At 73.7% G+C, this 18,269-nt stretch carries 16 protein-coding genes and 2 tRNA genes; 8 read left to right on the top strand and 10 right to left on the bottom strand.

Going from position 1 to position 18,269, the window contains the following annotated elements:
- Positions 1-460: 460 nt before the first annotated feature.
- Positions 461-892, top strand: a complete 432-nt coding sequence (locus DT057_RS14795; protein ID WP_128562867.1) for a hypothetical protein — start codon at positions 461-463, stop codon at positions 890-892.
- A gap of 403 nt (positions 893-1,295) precedes the next feature.
- Positions 1,296-2,444: a ceramide glucosyltransferase gene (locus DT057_RS14790; protein ID WP_128562866.1), complete on the top strand. Its 1,149-nt coding sequence runs from the start codon at positions 1,296-1,298 to the stop codon at positions 2,442-2,444.
- Positions 2,445-2,911: 467 nt separating this feature from the next.
- Here DT057_RS14790 and gatB read toward each other — a convergent pair whose 3' ends face one another.
- The 6 genes from gatB to DT057_RS14760 all read right to left on the bottom strand — a co-directional run bounded on the left by gatB (position 2,912) and on the right by DT057_RS14760 (position 8,209).
- Positions 2,912-4,384, bottom strand: a complete 1,473-nt coding sequence (gatB, locus tag DT057_RS14785; protein WP_128562865.1) for an Asp-tRNA(Asn)/Glu-tRNA(Gln) amidotransferase subunit GatB — start codon at positions 4,382-4,384, stop codon at positions 2,912-2,914.
- A gap of 101 nt (positions 4,385-4,485) precedes the next feature.
- Entirely contained in the window at positions 4,486-4,800 is a 315-nt protein-coding gene (locus DT057_RS14780; protein WP_407068144.1) for a hypothetical protein, read from the bottom strand.
- The gene (gatA, locus tag DT057_RS14775) at positions 4,791-6,284 is read right to left on the bottom strand and encodes an Asp-tRNA(Asn)/Glu-tRNA(Gln) amidotransferase subunit GatA (protein WP_128562863.1); all 1,494 of its coding nucleotides are present in this window, start codon (positions 6,282-6,284) and stop codon (positions 4,791-4,793) included. Before gatA ends, DT057_RS14780 begins: the two co-directional genes overlap by 10 nt.
- A gap of 58 nt (positions 6,285-6,342) precedes the next feature.
- Positions 6,343-6,630, bottom strand: a complete 288-nt coding sequence (gene gatC, locus DT057_RS14770; protein WP_128562862.1) for an Asp-tRNA(Asn)/Glu-tRNA(Gln) amidotransferase subunit GatC — start codon at positions 6,628-6,630, stop codon at positions 6,343-6,345.
- Between the two features lie 129 nt (positions 6,631-6,759).
- Positions 6,760-7,308: a hypothetical protein gene (locus tag DT057_RS14765; protein ID WP_128562861.1), complete on the bottom strand. Its 549-nt coding sequence runs from the start codon at positions 7,306-7,308 to the stop codon at positions 6,760-6,762.
- A gap of 196 nt (positions 7,309-7,504) precedes the next feature.
- Positions 7,505-8,209: a metal-dependent hydrolase gene (locus DT057_RS14760; RefSeq protein ID WP_128562860.1), complete on the bottom strand. Its 705-nt coding sequence runs from the start codon at positions 8,207-8,209 to the stop codon at positions 7,505-7,507.
- Positions 8,210-8,361: 152 nt separating this feature from the next.
- Between DT057_RS14760 and ruvX the strand changes: the two genes are divergently transcribed.
- Entirely contained in the window at positions 8,362-8,835 is a 474-nt protein-coding gene (gene ruvX, locus DT057_RS14755) for a Holliday junction resolvase RuvX (protein ID WP_128562881.1), read from the top strand.
- Here ruvX and DT057_RS14750 read toward each other — a convergent pair.
- The 3 genes from DT057_RS14750 to aroA form a co-directional block, all read right to left on the bottom strand.
- Entirely contained in the window at positions 8,784-10,058 is a 1,275-nt protein-coding gene (locus tag DT057_RS14750; protein WP_128562859.1) for an MFS transporter, read from the bottom strand. The two genes, ruvX and DT057_RS14750, sit on opposite strands and share 52 nt — an antisense overlap.
- A 142-nt stretch (positions 10,059-10,200) precedes the next feature.
- Positions 10,201-10,824, bottom strand: coding sequence for a (d)CMP kinase (locus DT057_RS14745; RefSeq protein WP_128562858.1), 624 nt, complete (start codon positions 10,822-10,824; stop codon positions 10,201-10,203).
- A 71-nt stretch (positions 10,825-10,895) separates the two neighbouring features.
- Complete coding sequence (aroA, locus tag DT057_RS14740; RefSeq protein ID WP_128562857.1) at positions 10,896-12,245, bottom strand: 3-phosphoshikimate 1-carboxyvinyltransferase; 1,350 nt, start codon at positions 12,243-12,245, stop codon at positions 10,896-10,898.
- Between the two features lie 205 nt (positions 12,246-12,450).
- Between aroA and DT057_RS14735 the strand changes: the two genes are divergently transcribed.
- The 5 genes from DT057_RS14735 to DT057_RS14715 all read left to right on the top strand — a co-directional run bounded on the left by DT057_RS14735 (position 12,451) and on the right by DT057_RS14715 (position 15,105).
- Positions 12,451-12,837: a TIGR02300 family protein gene (locus tag DT057_RS14735; protein WP_128562856.1), complete on the top strand. Its 387-nt coding sequence runs from the start codon at positions 12,451-12,453 to the stop codon at positions 12,835-12,837.
- A gap of 221 nt (positions 12,838-13,058) precedes the next feature.
- Positions 13,059-13,134: transfer RNA gene (locus tag DT057_RS14730), tRNA-Ala, on the top strand.
- 98 nt (positions 13,135-13,232) lie between these two features.
- Positions 13,233-13,308, top strand: a tRNA-Ala gene (locus tag DT057_RS14725).
- A 560-nt stretch (positions 13,309-13,868) separates the two neighbouring features.
- Positions 13,869-14,264 carry a transposase gene (locus tag DT057_RS37515; RefSeq protein WP_128562855.1) on the top strand — a complete coding sequence of 132 codons (396 nt, stop codon included), beginning with the start codon at positions 13,869-13,871 and terminating at the stop codon, positions 14,262-14,264.
- Between the two features lie 127 nt (positions 14,265-14,391).
- Complete coding sequence (locus tag DT057_RS14715; protein WP_128562854.1) at positions 14,392-15,105, top strand: aspartate/glutamate racemase family protein; 714 nt, start codon at positions 14,392-14,394, stop codon at positions 15,103-15,105.
- Between the two features lie 13 nt (positions 15,106-15,118).
- Here DT057_RS14715 and DT057_RS14710 read toward each other — a convergent pair whose 3' ends face one another.
- Positions 15,119-18,268, bottom strand: coding sequence for an efflux RND transporter permease subunit (locus tag DT057_RS14710; RefSeq protein WP_128562853.1), 3,150 nt, complete (start codon positions 18,266-18,268; stop codon positions 15,119-15,121).
- Position 18,269: the final 1 nt, after the last annotated feature.

Here is an 18,269-nt window from a genome sequence, read left to right as displayed (position 1 = left end):
TGCGGAATCTCACAGGGCCGGCAACGCTGCCGCTTGACCAAAATCATGATGATCATCATGTTTGAGAACATGACAGACATCATGAATAGGCGATCCGGATGCCGATGATCACCGACCCCGTCTTCCTCGCTGCGCCCGGGCCCGGCGCTCCGGCCTGAAACCCGCCCGGCCGGGCCGCGCCCCGGCCGGACGCGCCGCACCGCCCGGCGACCACGCTCGTGCCGGCGGCGCGCATTGGTCGCACGGCCCTCCCGCGACCGAACTGAGGCGAGCGTCCCGCGCCGCGACCGCCCGGGCGACAGGGCCCGGCGTCGCTCGGGCCCGAATCCGGGCCGCCCATCCGGGCCGCCGGTACCGTCGGCGTCGCTGCGCCGGCCGAGGACGATCCAAGTCCGACGAGACCGCTGCTCCGTTCCGCACCGTCTCCGGACGCCACCCGTGAATCTTTCAGGAGACACACATGCGACTGAGATCGATCGGCCTCGCCGTCGTCGTCAACGCGCTCGTCGCGCTGCCTTTCGCGGTCCAGGGCCAGGGCTTGCCGCCGGGCGCCGCGGAGCGCGGCCACCGGGAGGCCACGTATTCCTGCATGCCCCAGGACGAGAACGGGCGCTCGCTCGCCAACCCGAACGTGCCGTTCATCTGCGATCAGGTCGACGCGTTCCGCAAGGATTGCGAGATGCAGATGAAGATGGGCAACACGCTCGCCATGGGCAGCCACTGCTTCGGCTGGGAGCCCCAGCACGTGCGCGGCGGGATGCCGGCGACGACGCAGCAGGCCGCCAAGGCGCCGCCCACGTCGGCCAAGGCGCCGCCCAGGTCGGCCAAGGCGCCGCCCGCGCCGCGGAGCGCCTACGCGAGCGGACGCCCGGAGCGGCACCGGCGGCGGTGAGCGCAGTCACGGCCCCGGCGCGGGGCTTGACGCCGCGCGGTCGGCGCGTCGGAATGAGCCGGCGGCCGCGTGGATGAACCCACCCCGACGCTTCCGCCGGTTCCATAACACAACTTATGCGAATCGCCGCTGTAGGCGCAAAGTTAAAGTGTCTCACTTGAGCCAAGTAGGAATGGCACACTCCCCTGTCCGACTCGGCATGGGAGGGCACCGCGGGATGAATGCCGAGGATCGAGCGCGGCTCGGCGCCGGGTCGCGGTTCCCCCAGCTGTGCCGAGCGGATCGGCGGACCCTGACGGCCGCCCGGGCGCGTGGCGAGCGACCGTCATACGGCTGCAACGGAGCGCCTGTTTGGGATGGGGCCGGGGCTCGAGGGTCGCGCACCCGCCCGGGAGGATCCGCCATGACCGGCACCGCGCTCGCCGCTCTCGCCTGCCTTGGGCTCACCGCCCTGAACCTCGCGAGCCTCGTCGTCGCGGCGCGGCGCCTCGGGCGGTCCTCCGCCGCGCCCGAGGACCCGGAGGCGGTGCCGGTCTCGGTGGTGCGGCCGCTCTGCGGGCTCGAGCGCTTCAGCGAGGAGACCCTGGCCTCGGGCTTTCGCCTGGCCTACCCGGACTACGAGATCGTCTTCTGCGTGGCCCGGGCCGGCGACCCGGTCGTGCCGCTCGTCCGGCGGCTGATGGCGGCGCACCCGGAGGTCGCCGCGCGGCTGGTCGTCGGCGACGAGCGCGTGAGCGGCAACCCGAAGCTGAACAACTGCGTTCGCGGCTGGGAGGCGGCGCGCCACGCCTGGATCGTGCTCGCCGATTCGAACGTGCTGATGCCGCCGGACTACATCCAGCGCCTGCGCGCCGCCTGGCGGCCCGGGACCGGCCTCGTCTGCTCCACGCCGGTCGGTGTGCGGCCCGAAAATTTCTGGGCCGAGGTCGAGTGCGCCTTCCTCAACACCCTCCAGGCGCGCTGGCAGTACGTCGGCGAGGCCCTCGGCCTCGGCTTCGCGCAGGGCAAGAGCATGCTCTGGCACCGGCCGTTCCTGGAGGCCGCCGGCGGCATCCGGGCGCTCGCCGCCGAGACGGCCGAGGACGCGGCGGCGACGAAGCTGGTGCGGGCGGCGGGCCTCAAGGTCCGGCTCGTCGCGGCGCCGTTCCCGCAGCCCCTCGGGCCCCGCCGGGCCGCCGAGGTCTGGGCGCGGCAGCTGCGTTGGGCGCGCCTGCGCCGCGTCACCTTCCCGCTGTTCTTCGCCCCCGAGATCGCCGCCGGCGCCGTGCTGCCGATGCTGGCGGCGGTCCCGGCGGCGGGCGGCGGCGCGGCCGGGTGGCTCGCCGCGCTCGCCACCGGGGCCGTCTGGTACGGGGCGGAGTGGCGACTCGCTGCGCGCAACGGCTGGCCCCGCTCCTGGCGCTGGCCCCTCGCCTGCCTGACCCGAGACCTGCTGGCGCTGCCCCTCTGGCTCGCCGCCTGGGTGGCCCGCGGCATCGTCTGGCGCGGCAACCCCATGGACATCCCGGCCCGGCCGCCCGGCCGCCTGCGCACCGGCACGACGGCGGCCTGAGGCCGGCCCGCGGTTTTACCGCTTGACGGCGGCCCGGCGCGGGATCACGCTCGCCCGGCTCCCGACCCGCGTCGGGCCGCTCCTCCGTCGAGACCACTCCGGGAGAGGGCCGCATCACCGGGTGGGGCACGACCAGGGAGGAAGGCATGACGCCACCGATGAGGCCGGCCGCGAGGACCGCCACGGTTCGCGTTCGGACCGAGGCGTAGCGGCACGCTCCACGAGCGGCAGGGCGGAAGCGGTCCTACGGGGCAGCGAAGCGACTCCGCGCGAGTGCGACTTCCGGCAACCACGAGCCCCACCTCGGCCGCTTCCGCCCGGGCTGCCCGCGTCGCGACGCGGGGACGACCCGGGCCGGGTGCGCGGCGCCCGACGCCCGCGACCGCGTCCCGACCGCCCCCGCGCCGCGCGGACGCCGGGGCCGCAGGCCCGCGACGGGCACTGGCACCGCGCCGGGCGCGCGCGGCCTACTCGATCCCGAGCTTCGCCCGCAGGAGCGCGTTGACCGCCGCCGGGTTGGCCTTGCCGCCCGTCGCCTTCATGGTCTGGCCGACGAACCAGCCGAGCAGCGTCGGCTTGGCCTTCGCCTGCGCCACCTTGTCGGGGTTAGCCGCGATGATCGCGTCCACCGCCGCCTCGATGGCGCCGGTGTCGGTGACCTGGCGCAGGCCCCGGCTCTCCACCAATGCGCGCGGGTCGCCGCCCTCGCTCCAGACGATCTCGAACACGTCCTTGGCGATCTTGCCCGAGATGGTGGCGTCGCCGATGAGGTCGATGATCGCGCCGAGCTGGTCGGCCGAGACCGGCGTGTCCTCGATGCCCCGGCCCTCCTTGTTGAGGCGGCCGAAGAGCTCGTTGATGACCCAGTTCGCCGCCGCCTTGCCGTCGCGGCCCCGCGCCACCGCCTCGAAGTAGTCGGCCGCGGCGCGCTCGGCCACCAGCACGGTGGCGTCGTAGGCCGAGAGGCCGAAATCCGCGATGAAGCGGGCCTTCTTGGCGTCGGGCAGCTCCGGCAGGCCGGCCGCGAGCGCGTCGACGTAGGCCTGGTCGAATTCCAGCGGCAGCAGGTCGGGGTCGGGGAAGTAGCGGTAATCGTGCGCCTCCTCCTTGGAGCGCATCGAGCGCGTCTCGCCCTTGCCCGGGTCGAACAGGCGCGTCTCCTGGTCGATGCGGCCGCCGTCCTCGATGATGGCGATCTGGCGCCGCGCCTCGGCCTCGATGGCCTGGCCGATGAAGCGGATCGAGTTGACGTTCTTGATCTCGCAGCGCGTGCCCAGGGGCCCGCCCGGCCGGCGCACCGACACGTTCACGTCGGCCCGCAGCGAGCCCTTCTCCATGTCGCCGTCGCAGGTGCCGAGGTAGCGCAGGATGGTGCGCAGCTTCGTCACGTAGGCCCTGGCCTCCTCCGACGAGCGCAGGTCCGGCCGCGACACGATCTCCATCAGGGCCACGCCCGAGCGGTTGAGGTCGACGAAGCTCAGGGACGGGTGCTGGTCGTGCAGCGACTTGCCGGCGTCCTGCTCCAGGTGCAGGCGCTCGATCCCGACCCGGATGCTCTCGCCGTCCGGCAGGTCCACGGTGACCTCGCCCTCGCCCACGATGGGGCTCTTGTACTGGCTGATCTGGTAGCCCTGCGGCAGGTCGGGGTAGAAGTAGTTCTTCCGGTCGAACACCGAGCGGTGGTTGATCGCGGCCTTCAGGCCGAGGCCCGTGCGCACCGCCTGCGCCACGCATTCCCGGTTGATCACCGGCAGCATGCCGGGCATCGCGGCGTCGACGAGGGAGACGTTGTTGTTGGGCTCCGCCCCGAAGGCGGTCGGGGCGCCGGAGAACAGCTTCGAGCGGCTGGTGACCTGGGCGTGGATCTCCATGCCGATCACGACCTCCCAGTCGCCCAGCCCGCCCGTGATCAGCTTCTTGGGGTTCTGGGGAGCGTTCATGGGATCGGGTCTCCGAGTGGCAGGCGCGGCCTCGCCGTTCCCGGCGGGAGACGGGTGCGTCCGGCCCAAGTAGGAAGGCGCCCCGGTCGGGGTCAAGCGCGTCAGGGCCGCGGCGCGATGGCCCGCCGGGCATTGTAGCCGATGATGGCCCAGATCAGCGCCGCCCCGGTGCGCACCGGGAAGAAGGTCGGCAGCTCCCGGCCGATCGGGGCCGGCCACGGCACGCCGAGGCCGGTCAGCACCCACGAGACCAGCACGGAGGCCACCAGGGCGATGATCGCCACGAGCACGACCTTGCCGAACTGGTCGGCTCGCCAGCCGAGGTAGAGCGCCACCCCGATCAGCACCGGGTCGAAGGCGGCCCAGATCCAGACCGACGGCGGGTAGTACGGGACGGTCGGGTGGTTCACGCCCACCACGCCCGCGGCAGCGCGACCCGCCCCGCCGCATCCTCGATCACCTGGCCGGCGGCGAACAGCGTCTCCTCGTCGAAGGGCCGGCCGATGAGCTGGAGCCCGAGCGGCAGGCCCTGCCGGTCGAGGCCCGCCGGCACCGCGATGCCGGGCAGCCCCGCCATGTTGACGGTCACCGTGAAGACGTCGTTGAGGTACATCTCCACCGGGTCGGCATCCGCCTTCTCGCCGACCCCGAACGCGGCCGAGGGCGTCGCCGGCGTCAGGATCGCGTCGACGCCGCCGGCATAGACCTCCTCGAAGTCGCGCTTGATCAGGGTGCGGATCTTCTGGGCCCGGACGTAGTAGGCGTCGTAGTAGCCGGCCGAGAGCACGTAGGTGCCGATCATGATCCGGCGCTTGACCTCGCGCCCGAAGCCGGCCGCGCGGGTCTGCTCGTACATCCCGACGATGTCGCGCCCCGGCACGCGCAGGCCGTAGCGCACGCCGTCGTAGCGGGCGAGGTTCGAGGAGGCCTCGGCCGGGGCCACGATGTAGTAGGCCGGCAGCGCGTAGCGGGTGTGCGGCAGGGAGACCTCGACCACCGCGGCGCCCGCGGCCCGGAGCCAGTCGGCGCCCTGCTGCCACAGCCGCTCGATCTCGGCCGGCATGCCCGCGACCCGGTACTCCTTGGGAATCCCGATGGTCAGGCCCCTCACCCCCCGGCCGACCGCCGCCTCGTAATCCGGCACCGGGTGGTCGGCGGAGGTGGTGTCCTTCGGGTCGTGGCCCGCCATCGAGGCGAGCAGGATCGCCGCGTCGCGCACCGTGCGGGCGATCGGGCCGGCCTGGTCGAGGGAGGACGCGAAGGCGACGATGCCCCAGCGCGAGCAGCGGCCGTAGGTCGGCTTGATGCCGACGGTGCCCGTGAAGGCGGCGGGCTGGCGGATCGAGCCGCCCGTGTCGGTGGCGGTGGCGCCGAGGCAGAGCCGGGCCGCGACCGCGGCCGCCGAGCCGCCCGAGGAGCCGCCCGGCACCAGCGGCGCCTCCGATCCCTCGCGGCGCCAGGGCGAGATCACGGGCCCGTAGGCGCTGGTCTCGTTCGACGAGCCCATGGCGAACTCGTCGAGGTTGAGCTTGCCCAGCATCACGGCGCCGTCCCGCCACAGGTTGTGGCTTACGGTCGACTCGTAGTGCGGCCGGAACCCCTCGAGGATCCGCGAGCCCGCCGTCGTCGCGACGTCGTGGGTGCAGAACAGGTCCTTGATGCCGAGCGGCAGGCCCTCGAGGGGGCGGGCGGCGCCCTGCGCGAGCTTCCGGTCGGCCACGTCCGCCATGGCGAGCGCCCGCTCGGGCGTCTCGAGCAGGTAGGCGTTGAGCGCGCGGGCCCGCGCCACGGCGTCGATGTGCGCCTGCGCGATCTCGCGGGCGGAGAACGCCTTCGCCCTCAGCCCGTCCCGGGCCTCGGCCAGGGTGAGGTCGTTCAGCTCTGCGGGCTTCGTGCTCACAATCCGTGTTCCCTGTCGCGGGCCTGCCGGCCGCGGGGTGCCGTCGTCGCCGCGAGGCCTACTCGACGACCTTCGGCACCAGAAAGTAGTTGTCCTCGGTCTGCGGCGCGTTGAACACGATCTCGCGGGCGTAGCCGCCATCGGTGATCGCGTCCTCGCGGGACTTCATCGCCATCGGGGTGACCGAGGTCATCGGCTCGACGCCCGAGACGTCGACGGCGCCGAGCTGCTCGACGAAGGACAGGATCGCGTTCAGCTCGTCCTGGAGCGGCGCCACCTCGTCGTCGCCGACCGCGATCCGCGCCAGATGCGCGATGCGGCGGACCGTCTGCGCGTCGACCGACATGGTGACCCCTGCGAGAGAGCGATGCGGCGCCCGAGCGGACGGCCGCCCGGCGCTATAGCACCGGCTTTCGCGGTGCCGCAACGGCCGGCCGCTGGGCGGGCCTGAGCCCGCGCCCGCGTCGGCGCGGGCTCAGGCGTGCAGCGCGGCGCGGCACGCCGCCGGCCGGCCGGTCCGCGCCGCGCCGCAAGGGTCGCGCAGCGCGATGGCGTGGGCGCTGGTGCTCGGCCACTCGATCAGGACCGCGCGGGGCCGCCAGTGCTTGTGGGCCGAGGTGCCGCCGACCCAGAGCACGGTCGCGGCGAGCGCCAGCATCAGCTTGTGCTTGCGCTCCATGCGCCGGGGCGCGGGCGCGGTCGCGAGCGGGATGACGACGCCGTTGCCCGCCCGCAGGGGATGAACGGCGCCCCGCTGCGGACGCGGGCCGGCCGGGGCCCGCCCGATGCCGACGACGGCGCCATCCGGCACCCGGGTGAGCGGGTGCGCCCGCGCGGCGCCCCGGCGCACCGGCGCCGGGCGAAGGGCGGCCGGGGCGCGGCCGATGCCGAGGAGCGCGCTCCCGGGCACCCGCTCCCGCCGCCGCGGGACCTCGGCCGGCGCCCGGGCCGCCGCGAACGTCCCGGCGGCCCGGGGCAGCGGGCCCCGGAGCGGGCTCAAGGCCCCGTCGAGGTCCAGCGTCATCCAGCCGCCCCGCCGGACGGGCCCGGGCGGACGCCACGTGGCTGCGAGCACGGGAGGCAGGATGGCGTCGGGCACGGCGACCTCGATCCGGTGAACGGCGGGTTAACGATTTGGTAGGCGGTTTAGCGGACCGCCGCCACGTCAACCTCTTGTTAACCCTAATCGCCGCCGAGGCCCGCTCCCCGCGCCGGGGCGCTCAGGAGATCGTGACGGGCGTCCCCTTGTGGGGGACGATCACCTGCACGCCGCTGCCCTCGAGGGCGGACACGAAGGCGTCGGCGGTCTGCCCGATGATCGGGAAGGAGCCGTAGTGGCAGGGGAAGACGGCCTTGGGCTGGAAGAACCGCCGCACCGCGAGGGCGGCGGTCTCCGGCCCCATGGTGAAGCGGTCGCCGATCGGCACCGTCAGCACGTCGGGCCGGTAGATCTCCTGGATCAGCGCCATGTCGCCGAAGATGTCGGTGTCGCCCATGTGGTAGACGGTCGGCTCGCCGGGCGCGCGCACCACGATCCCGTTCGGCAGGCCGAGCGGCACGGTGACGCCCGCCTCGCCCATCCCGGCCGAGTGGTCGGCCCGCACCAGGGTGACCCGGAACCCGCCGGCATCCACGGTCCCGCCGGTGTTCATCGGCTCGAAGGCCGTCAGGCCCTTGGACGCGAGCCACATGCACAGGTCGTAGTTGGTCACCACCGTGGCGCCCGTCTCGGCGGCGATCTCCAGGGTGTCGCCGACGTGGTCGCCGTGGCCGTGGCTGATCAGGATGTGGGTCGCGCCCGCGGTGGCCTGCCCGCGGTCGCCCCCCGCGAAGGCTGGGTTGCCGCTGAAGAACGGATCGATCAACACGTGGGCTGAACCGAAGTCGAGGCGGAAGGTCGAATGGCCGAACCAGGTGATGCGCATCGGGGTGTCTCCGGAGCGGGGCTCGTTCCGCGGGGGCTCCCCCGCGTCGCGGGGGCGAGCGGGACCCGGGCGGGGAACGCCGGGCGGGCGGCGCCGGGCTGCCCCCGCGCCGCCCGCCCCGGCGAGCCTTACCTATGGCGCGGGGTGCGCCCGTGAACCGGGAGGACGTCGCCGCCTTCGCGGCGCAGTCGCGCGGCGGCGCCCGGCTGCTCGGGCTCGACCTCGGCACGAAGACGATCGGCCTCGCGCTCTCCGACGTCGAGCGCCGGATCGCCTCGCCGCTGGAGACCATCCGGCGCGTGAAGTTCACCCCGGATGCCGCGGCCCTCGCGGCGATCGCCGGCCGCCACGCCGTCGGCGGCCTCGTGGTCGGGCTGCCCCTCAACATGGACGGCAGCGAGGGGCCGCGCTCCCAGTCGACCCGGGCCTTCGTGCGCAACCTCAGGCCCCTCCTGGCGCTGCCGGTGCTGTTCTGGGACGAGCGCCTCTCGACGGCCGCCGTCACCCGCACCCTCATCGAGGCCGATGCCTCGCGGGCCCGCCGCGGCGTGCTCGTCGACAAGCTCGCCGCCGCCTACATCCTGCAGGGCTGCCTGGAGGCGCTCGGGCGGCTGGAGGCGGGCTGAGGCGCGCCCGTCCGCTTCGGCAGGCCGGCGAGGCGCACGGCCGGCGAGGCCCAGATCACCCCGGCCTGCACCAGGAAGAGCGCGACGGCGAGGAGCAGGCAGGCCTCGGCCCCGGCGAGCCCGCCGACGAGCGCCGCGACCGCCGCGCCCACGGGCCGCGCGCCCTGGGTCATGACGCTCAGGGCCGTGACCCGCCCGAGGAGGCGCGGCGGCGTCACCGCCTGGCGCAGCGTGGTGGTGCTGATCACCCAGAGGATCGGTCCCGCCCCGAGCAGGAACAGGCTCGCCCCCGCGAGGGCCGGGCTCGGCAGCCGGATCGTCAGCGCCATGACGAGCGCGGCGGCGAGCCCCGCGACCGGGCCGGTGCCGACCACGATCCCGAACGGCAGGCGGCGCAGGATCGCGGGCGCGAGGAGCGCGCCCGCCATCATGCCGAGGCCGTAGAGCCCGAGGATCAGCCCGAGCCCGGTGGCGCCGAGGGCGAGGTGGCGCGCCGCGTAGGGCACGAAGACCGTGAGCAGCAGGAAGAAGGCGGTGTTGAACACGCCCTGCGTCACCAGCACCGGCCGCAGCAGCGGGTGCCGGAGCGCGAAGGCGGCCCCCTCGCGGACCTCGCGCCAGGGATGCCGGCGGGCCACGGCCGGCCGGGCCGGCTCCCGGATGCCGACGAGGAGCACGGCGGCGGCGAGCGACAGCCCGGCCGCCAGCCCGAAGGCCGGCACCGCCCCGGCCGCGCCCACGAGGGCGCCGCCGAGGGCCGGGCCGCCCGCGAAGGCGAGCGTCCGCGCGAGCTCGATCCGGGCGTTGGCGGTGCCGAGGCGCGACGGCGGCACCAGGGCCGGCACCAGGGCCGGCGCCGCGACGCTGAACACCACGGTGGCGCACGCGCAGGCGAACCCGAGCCCGGCGAGGAGCGGCCCGGTGAGGGTGCCGGCCGCGCCGAGCGCCAGGATGGCCAGGAGGGCGAGTGCCCGCGCGGCTTCCGCGCCGATCATGAGGGCGCGGCGCGGCAGCCGGTCGGCCAGCACGCCGGCCGGGAGCGCGACGAGCAGGAAGGGCAGCGTCAGGGCGGTCTGGAGCAGGCCCGCCCCGCCCTCCCCGGCGCCGAGCGCGAGCACCGCGACGATCGGGATCGCCGACAGCGCCACCTGCTCGGCGGATTGCGCGACGAGGTTCGACCAGGCGAGCCGGCGGAACGGGGCGGGGAGCGAGGAGGGGCGCATCGGGGCGTCTCGGGCGGCCGCGCGGGGGCCGGTCCGCCACCCTGCGCGGGCGCCCGCGTCCCCCGAAACCCGGTTCTTGCGCGCGAAACCCGGGCCCGCCTCGGCGCTGCAAGCCCCCGGGATCCGCCCCCCCTCGCCCGCCCTACCCGCGCCGGGCGTCCACCACGGAGGTCGCGGCCCGGAACGCCGCGTCGGCGTCGAGCTCCGTGGTGTCGATCACCACGGCGTCCTGCGCCACGCGCAGGGGCGCGGCGTCGCGGTCCGCGTCGCGGGCGTCGCGGCGCACGATGTCGGCCAGGACCGCCTCGAAGGTCGCCGTCTCGCCCCGGCCGCCGAGCTCGCGGTGGCGCCGCCGGGCGCGCTCCTCCGCGGAGGCGGTCACGAACAGCTTCACGGCCGCGCCCGGGCAGACCACCGTGCCGATGTCGCGCCCGTCGAGCACGGCGCCCTCCGGGGCCCCCGCGAAGCGGCGCTGCCAGTCGAGGAGCGCGGCGCGCACCGCCGGGATCGCCGAGACGATCGAGGCCGCATCGCCCATGGCGCGCTCCCGCAGGCGGGGATCGCCGAGCGCCTCGGCGCGCAGGGCGCGCGCCGCCGCGGCGGCGGCCTCCGGGTCGGGGAGCTTCCGGTCGGTGTCGAGGAGCGCCAGGGCCACCGCCCGGTAGAGCAGGCCGGTGTCGAGGTGGGGCAGCCCGTAATGGATGGCGAGGCGCTTGGCGAGCGTGCCCTTGCCGGAGGCCGCCGGTCCGTCGATCGCAATGATCATCGCGTCTCTCACATCCTCGGGCCCGACCGCGTCCGCGCTCAGAACGGTCGTCCGTACGGCGGCGTGGACCGTCACGGCGCGAAGGCTCCGCCGAGCGCCCGCATGGCGGGCAGGAAGGTCGGGAAGCTCGTGGCGATCATCGCCCCGTCGTCGACCGTCACGGGCGCGCGCGCGGCGAGGCCCATCACCAGGAACGCCATGGCGATGCGGTGGTCGAGATGCGTCGCCACCGTGCCGCCCCCCGCCGGCGCCGTGCCGTCGCCGTGGACGAGGAGGTCGTCGCCCTCGACCGCGTGGGCGACGCCGTTCCCGGCGAGGCCGGCCGCCACGGCCGCGAGGCGGTCGGATTCCTTCACCCGCAATTCGTGCAGGCCGCGCATCCGGGTCGTGCCCTCCGCGAAGGCCGCCGCCACCGCGAGCACCGGGTACTCGTCGATCATCGCGGGCGCGCGCTCGGGCGGGACGTCGACGCCCCTGAGGCGGCTCGCGCGCACCCGCAAGTCGGCCACGGTCTCGCCGCCCTCGTCGCGCTCGCGCAGGGCCGCGATGTCGGCCCCCATCTCCAGGAGCGTGGTCAGGAGACCGGTGCGCAGCGGGTTCATCATCACCCCCTCGATCACCACCTCCGAGCCCGGGACCAGCAGGGCCGCGACCAGCGGGAAGGCGGCCGAGGACGGGTCGGCCGGCACCACCACGTCGGCGGCCCGCAGGGTCGGCTGGCCGGTGAGCGCGACGCGCCGGCCGTGGCCGCCGGGGCCGTGCGCCTCGACCGCGACCTCGGCGCCGAACAGGCGCAGCATCCGCTCGGTGTGGTCGCGGGTCGCCGCCGCCTCGATCACCGTCGTGGTGCCGGGCGCGTTGAGACCGGCGAGCAGCACCGCCGACTTCACCTGCGCGGAGGCGACCGGGGATTCGTAGGTGATCGGCACCGTCTCGCGCGGGCCGCGCAGCGTCAGCGGCACCCGGCCTCCCTCGGCCAGCGCCTCGACGCGCACGCCCATCAGCTCCAGGGGATCGAGGATGCGGCGCATCGGCCGCTTGCGCAGGGAGGCGTCGCCGTCGAAGGTCGCGGTGATCGGGTGGCTGCCGGCCACGCCCATCATCAGGCGCGCGCCGGTGCCGGCATTGCCGAAGTCGAGCACGTCCGCCGGGTCGCCGAGGCCGCCGATCCCGACTCCGCGCACCCGCCAGCGCCCCTCGCCGTCCCGGTCGATCCCGGCGCCGAGCGCCCGGGCGGCGGCGGCGGTGCGCAGGACGTCGTCGCCCTCGAGCAGGCCCTCGATCCGGGTCTCGCCGAGGCTCAGGAGGCCGAGGATCATCGCCCGGTGCGAGATCGACTTGTCGCCCGGCGGCCGCAGGGCGCCCCGCAGGGCCGCCCCGCTCCGGGCGGTGATCGGGGACGGAGGGGAAGCGTGCGACACGGGCGGCCTGACTGCTATTCTGGGGTTGCGGCACGGGCGGCCGGGTCGTTAGCACGGGCACGCCCCGGCGTCATCCGCCGGCCTCCGGGCCGGCCGGGACGCCCGCGCCGGGCGCCGTCCCCGCGCGGGCGCCCGCGCGTATTTGACAGCGGTGGCGCCCGCGACTAACCGGGCGCTTTCCTGACATCGAAGGGACGTTCCTACCGTGGCCAGACCGGAACTCGGCTTGAAGCGCCAGTGCATGAGCTGCGGCGCCAAGTTCTACGACCTCAGCCGGGACCCGGCCGTGTGCCCGAAATGCGGCACCGTCTACCAGGTCGCCGCCCTCACGACGACGCGCGTCCCCGCCCCCGAGGTCGCCAACCGGCCGGCGCGGGAAGAGGAGACGGAGGAGGAGGCCGGCGCTCCCGAGATGGTCTCCCTCGACGAGGTCGAGGCCGCCGAGGAGGAGGCCGACGTCTCCGCGGACGACGATGCCGACGTGGTCACCGCCGGCCGGGACGACGACACCTTCCTGGAGGAGGACGAGGAGAGCGGCGACGACGTCTCGGACTTCATCGACGGCGACATCGAGAGCGACGAGGAATCGTGACCCGGACCCGAGGCGCCGCGCTCGCGCGGAGCGCCCGGGCTTCGCACTAAGGCCTTGCCAGCGCAGGGCGATCCGGCGCCGTCGTGAAAACTTCGCAGAAAGCCCGCCGCGGGGCTTGTCTCGGGAGCGGCGCCCTCATATACACCCGCTCACCGGCGGCGCCCCTCCCCCAGGAGGGCGGTGACCGGGCTCGCGGCGACCCCAAGCGCCGCGGTGGATGTGGGGCCATAGCTCAGTTGGGAGAGCGCTTGAATGGCATTCAAGAGGTCGGCGGTTCGATTCCGCCTGGCTCCACCACCCGACCTCCCGGACCCGGTCCGGACATGCAGGGCCGCAGCGAGCGGCCTTTTTTATGCGAGACCACGCGGACGATCCCAGCCGCCGCGGACGATGATGGGGCCATAGCTCAGTTGGGAGAGCGCTTGAATGGCATTCAAGAGGTCGGCGGTTCGATTCCGCCTGGCTCCACCAGTCGCCTCGCGCGCGATCCCCCACACCAATCCGGTCGCCTGGCCCGCCCGCTGACGCCCCACCCCGCGGCCGCGACTCCGCCACGGCATCGCCGCGCCGCGGGCGCCCGCGCCGCTCCGCGAGGCCCGGCGCGGGCCGGCGGCCTGCCGGCGCCCCGCATCGTCCGCGGGACCGCTCTCCCGGGGCCGCCGGACCCGGTCCGGGGTGTCCGGGATCCGGCCCGCGTGCTCGCAGGCGGCGCCGTCCAAGATCCGGGCCGATGCTCCAGTCGCGCTTCCCTCACCTCCGGCGGGCGATACACGCACGGTGCGGCAGGATTATTGGCAAGCTTGGCTGGAGCGGTCGCGCGCGACACGCGTGATTTGCAGGTCAAGGCGCGGCTGCGGATGCTCTGCATGCTTCTACTGTGCTGAGACTGATCCCATCATATCCGCTACTCGCGGAGCGGTGCAGACACTCCGGCGCCATCTTCGCCTGTAACTCTGGGTGAGAAACGGCTGTACATCAAACTTACCTTTGGTAAGATAGCGTCTCACGGGCACGAATCCGAGGGGGACGCGATGTTGTCGGATGCGCAATGGACCGTGCTGGTGCCGTTGCTCGAAGTCTGCCGACCGCGCGGCAAGACGCAGCCGCACGATCTCCGGCGGACGGTCAACGCCATCCTCTGGCGGCACTGGCACGACACGAACTGGCGATCGGTGCCGGAGCAGTTCGGGCCGTGGTGGATGGCGGCCCAGACCTTCATCCGCTGGTCGCGGCTGGGCGTGTGGGACCAGCTCCTGGCCCACCTGGTCGCGCATTTCGAGGACGAGGGGCTGCCGATCCCGATCGTGGACCACGACGAGTTCGCCTTCGGAGGGGCCCGCAAGAAGGACCTCCAGCACAGCGAGCAGCAGGTCCGTCAGGTGGCCAACATGCTGCTCAGCCTGCAGCGGGAGGCCGCCGTGGCCTGACCGCCGCGGCGAGCCGGGCCGCGTCGGCCGGGATGCCGACGCGGCCCGGGCAGACCTGCCGGCCCTCGCGCCGGGCGTGACACCACCCGACGCGCCGTGCGACGCTGAACGGGGCGGAGGTCGGGTCGTGACGCAGCATATCGGCATCGTCGGCTGCTCCGCCGAGGGGGCGGCGCTCTGCTACCGGACCGTGTGCGCCGAGGGCGCGGCCTTCCTCGGGCCGCACGGGCACCCGGAGGTGTCGCTGCACACCCACGCCCTCGCCGCGTACGTCCGGCACCTCGAGGCCGGGGACTGGGCGGGCGTCGGCGCGCTCATGCTGTCCTCGGCCGAGAAGCTCGCAGCGGCCGGAGCGGATTTCCTGGTCTGCCCCGACAACACGATCCATCAGGCCATGGCGTACGTCGTCCCGGCCTCCCCCCGTCCCTGGCTGCACATCGCCGAGGTCGTGGCCGAGGAGGCGGTGCGGCGGGGCTGGCGCCGCCTCGGCCTCACCGGAACCCGCTGGCTCGTCGACGGCCCGGTCTATCCCGGGGCGCTGGCGGCGCGCGGGCTCGCCTGCGTGCGGCCCGAGCCCGCGGAGCGGGACGCCATCGACCGCATCATCATGGAGGAACTCGTCCTCGGCCGCCTCACCCCGGAGGCGGAGGCGGTGTTCCAGGCGGTCATGGAGCGGATGAGGCGCGCGGGCTGCGACGCCGTGATCCTCGGCTGCACCGAGATCCCGCTCCTCATGAGCGACGCGAACGCGCCGCTGCCGACCCTGGACTCGACCCGGCTGCTCGCCCGGGCGGCGCTGGCCCGGGCTGTCGCGGGCGGGCGCGAGGGCGCCCGGGGCTGAGCGCCGCCCCGCCCTACTCGGCGGCCTGGCGCAGGTCCCGCCGGTCCTCGATCCGCGCCACCTCGGGCGCCGCGGGCGCCTCCGGGTTCTCGCCCGAGAGGAAGGAGGCCAGCTTGTCGAGGTAGATGTAGATCACCGGGGTCGTGAACAGGGTGAGCACCTGGCTCACCGCGAGGCCGCCCACCATGGCGTAGCCGAGCGGCTGGCGGATCTCCGAGCCCGTGCCGGTGCCGAACATCAGCGGGATGCCGCCGAGCAGCGCCGCCATGGTGGTCATGAGGATCGGGCGGAAGCGCAGCAGGGCCGCCCGCCGGATCGCCTCCTCGGGGCCGATTTGCTCGGTGCGCTCCGCCACGATCGCGAAGTCGACCAGCATGATGCCGTTCTTCTTCACGATGCCGATGAGCAGGATGACGCCGATGAGCGCGATCAGGCTGAAATCGTAGCCGAACCACAGGAGCATCGCGAGGGCGCCGACGCCCGCCGAGGGCAGGGTCGACAGGATGGTGAGCGGGTGGATGTAGCTCTCGTAGAGCACGCCCAGGATCAGGTAGACCACCACCAGGGCGGCCAGGATCAGGAGCGGCACCGTCGAGAGCGATTGCTGGAACGCCTGCGCGGTGCCCTGGAAGCCGGTCGCCAGGGTCAGCGGCACCCGCATGTCGCGGTTCGCCCGCTCGATCGCGTCGGTCGCCTGCCCGAGCGCCACGTTCGGCGCCAGGTTGAAGCTGATCGTCACCGACGGGAACTGGCCCTGGTGGCTGATCGAGAGCGGGCGCACCGGCTCGGTGCTCCAGGTCGCGAAGGCCGCGAGCGGCACCTGGCCCCCCGTCGTCGGCGACTTCACGTAGATGTTGCGCAGGGTGTCGGGCGAGCCCTGGAGAGCCGGCAGGATCTCCATGACGACGTGGTAGCTGTTGAGCTGGGTGAAGTACTGGGCGATCTGGCGCTGCCCGATCGCGTCGTAGAGCGTGTCGTCGATGAGCTGGGGCGTGATGCCGTACCGGGAGGCCGCGTCGCGGTTGATCGCGAGGGTGAGCGTGGTGCCGCTGGTCTGCTGGTCGGTGGCGACGTCGCGCAGTTCGGGCAGCGTCTTGAGCCGCTCCAGGAGGCGCGGCGCCCAGGTGTTGAGCTCGTCGAGGTTCGGGTCCTGGAGCGTGTACTCGAACTGCGTGCGCGAGGAGCGCCCGCCGGTGCGCACGTCCTGCGAGGCCTGGAGGAAGACCCGCACGCCCGCGAGCCGGTCGAGCTTCGGCCGCAGCCGGCCGATGATCTGGAACGCGTCGGCGCGGCGCTCGTCCCGCGGCTTCAGGGTGATGAACATGCGGCCGCTGTTGAGGGCTTGGCCGCTGCCGCCGATCGACATCGCGACGCTGGCGATGTCCGGGTCGGCCTGGATCACGGCGCCGACCGCCTCCTGGCGCGCCTGCATGGCGGCGAACGAGATGTCCTGCCCGCCCTCGGTGATGCCGACGATGAGCCCGGTATCCTGCTGCGGGAAGAACCCCTTGGGGATGATCACGAACAGGTAGCCGGTGAGCACCACGGTGCCCAGGAAGGTGAGGAGCGTGAGGAAGCGGTGGCGCAGGGCTGCGTCGAGGGCGCGCTCGTAGCCGTGCAGCAGCGCCTCGAAGGCCCGCTCGCTCAGGACGTAGAGCCGGCCGTGCCGCTCCGCCCCGTGGGGCTTGAGGAAGCGCGAGGCCATCATGGGGGTCAGCGACAGGGCCACGAAGGCCGAGACCGCGATGGTCATCGACAGCACCACGGCGAACTCGCGAAACAGCCGCCCGATGATGCCGCCCATGAGGAGGAGCGGGATCAGCACGGCGATGAGCGAGATGCTGATCGACACGATGGTGAAGCCGATCTCGCCGGCGCCCTTGAGCGCCGCCTCCATGGGCTGCATCCCCTCCTCGACGTAGCGGGCGATGTTCTCGAGCACCACGATGGCGTCGTCGACCACGAAGCCGACCGCGATGGTGAGCGCCATCAGGGACAGGTTGTCGAGGGTGTAGCCGGCCATCCACATCAGCGCGCAGGCGCCGAGCAGCGCCAGCGGCACCGTGATGCTCGGGATGATCGTCGCCCAGACGCTGCGCAGGAACACGAAGATCACCGCCACCACGAGCGCGATGGTGAGCAGCAGGGTGAACTGCACGTCCTCCACGGAGGCGCGGATGGTCTGGGTGCGGTCGCTCAGGGTCTCGATCACGATGCCGGCCGGCAGGGCCGCGGTGATGCGCGGCAGCTCGGCCTTGATCCGGTCCACCGTGTCGATGACGTTGGCGCCCGGCTGCTTGAAGATCACCAGGAACACGCCGCGCCGGCCGTTCGCCCAGGCCGCCTGCTTGGCGTCCTCGGGGCCCGCCACCGCCGCGCCGATGTCCCGCACCCGCAGGGGCGCCCCGTTGCGGTAGGCGATGATGACGTCGTTCCAGTCCTTCGCGGCGGTGAGCTGGTCGTTGGCGTAGACCGTGTAGCTGCGCGTGCCGCCGTCGAAGTTGCCCTTCGGGTTGTTGACCGTCGTCAGCGAGAGCTGGGTGCGGACGTCCTCCAGCGACAGGTCCTTGGCGACGAGCTTGGCCGGATCGATCTGGATGCGCACCGCCGGCTTCTGCTGCCCGCCGATCAGCACCTGGGCGACGCCCGAGACCTGGCTGATGCGCTGGGCGAGCTGCACGTCGGCGGCGTCGTCGACCTCCGTCAGCGGCAGGGTGTCGGAGGTGGCCGAGAGCAGCAGGATCGGCGAGTCGGCCGGGTTCACCTTGCGGTAGGTCGGCGGGCTCGGCAGGGATTTGGGCAGCTGCCCGCCGGCGGCGTTGATGGCCGCCTGGACGTCGTTGGCGGCGGCGTCGATGTTGCGGGAGAGATCGAACTGCACCGTGATCGACGAGATCCCGAGGGCGCTCGTCGAGGTCATCTGGCTCACGCCGGGGATCTGCGAGAATTGCCGCTCGAGCGGCTGGGCCACCGAGGACGCCATGGTCTCGGGGCTGCCGCCGGGCAGCTGCGCGGTGACCTGGATGGTCGGGAAATCCACCTGCGGCAGCGGCGCGACGCCGAGGAGCGGGTAGGCCACGATCCCGACGAACAGGATCCCGGCCATGATCAGCGACGTGGCGATGGGAAACCGGATGAAGTAGCCCGAGATGCCGGCCCGCATG

Source organism: Methylobacterium crusticola (assembly GCF_003574465.1).
Classification (GTDB): Bacteria; Pseudomonadota; Alphaproteobacteria; order Rhizobiales; family Beijerinckiaceae; genus Methylobacterium; species Methylobacterium crusticola.
This window is presented reverse-complemented; position numbering and strand designations above follow the sequence as displayed.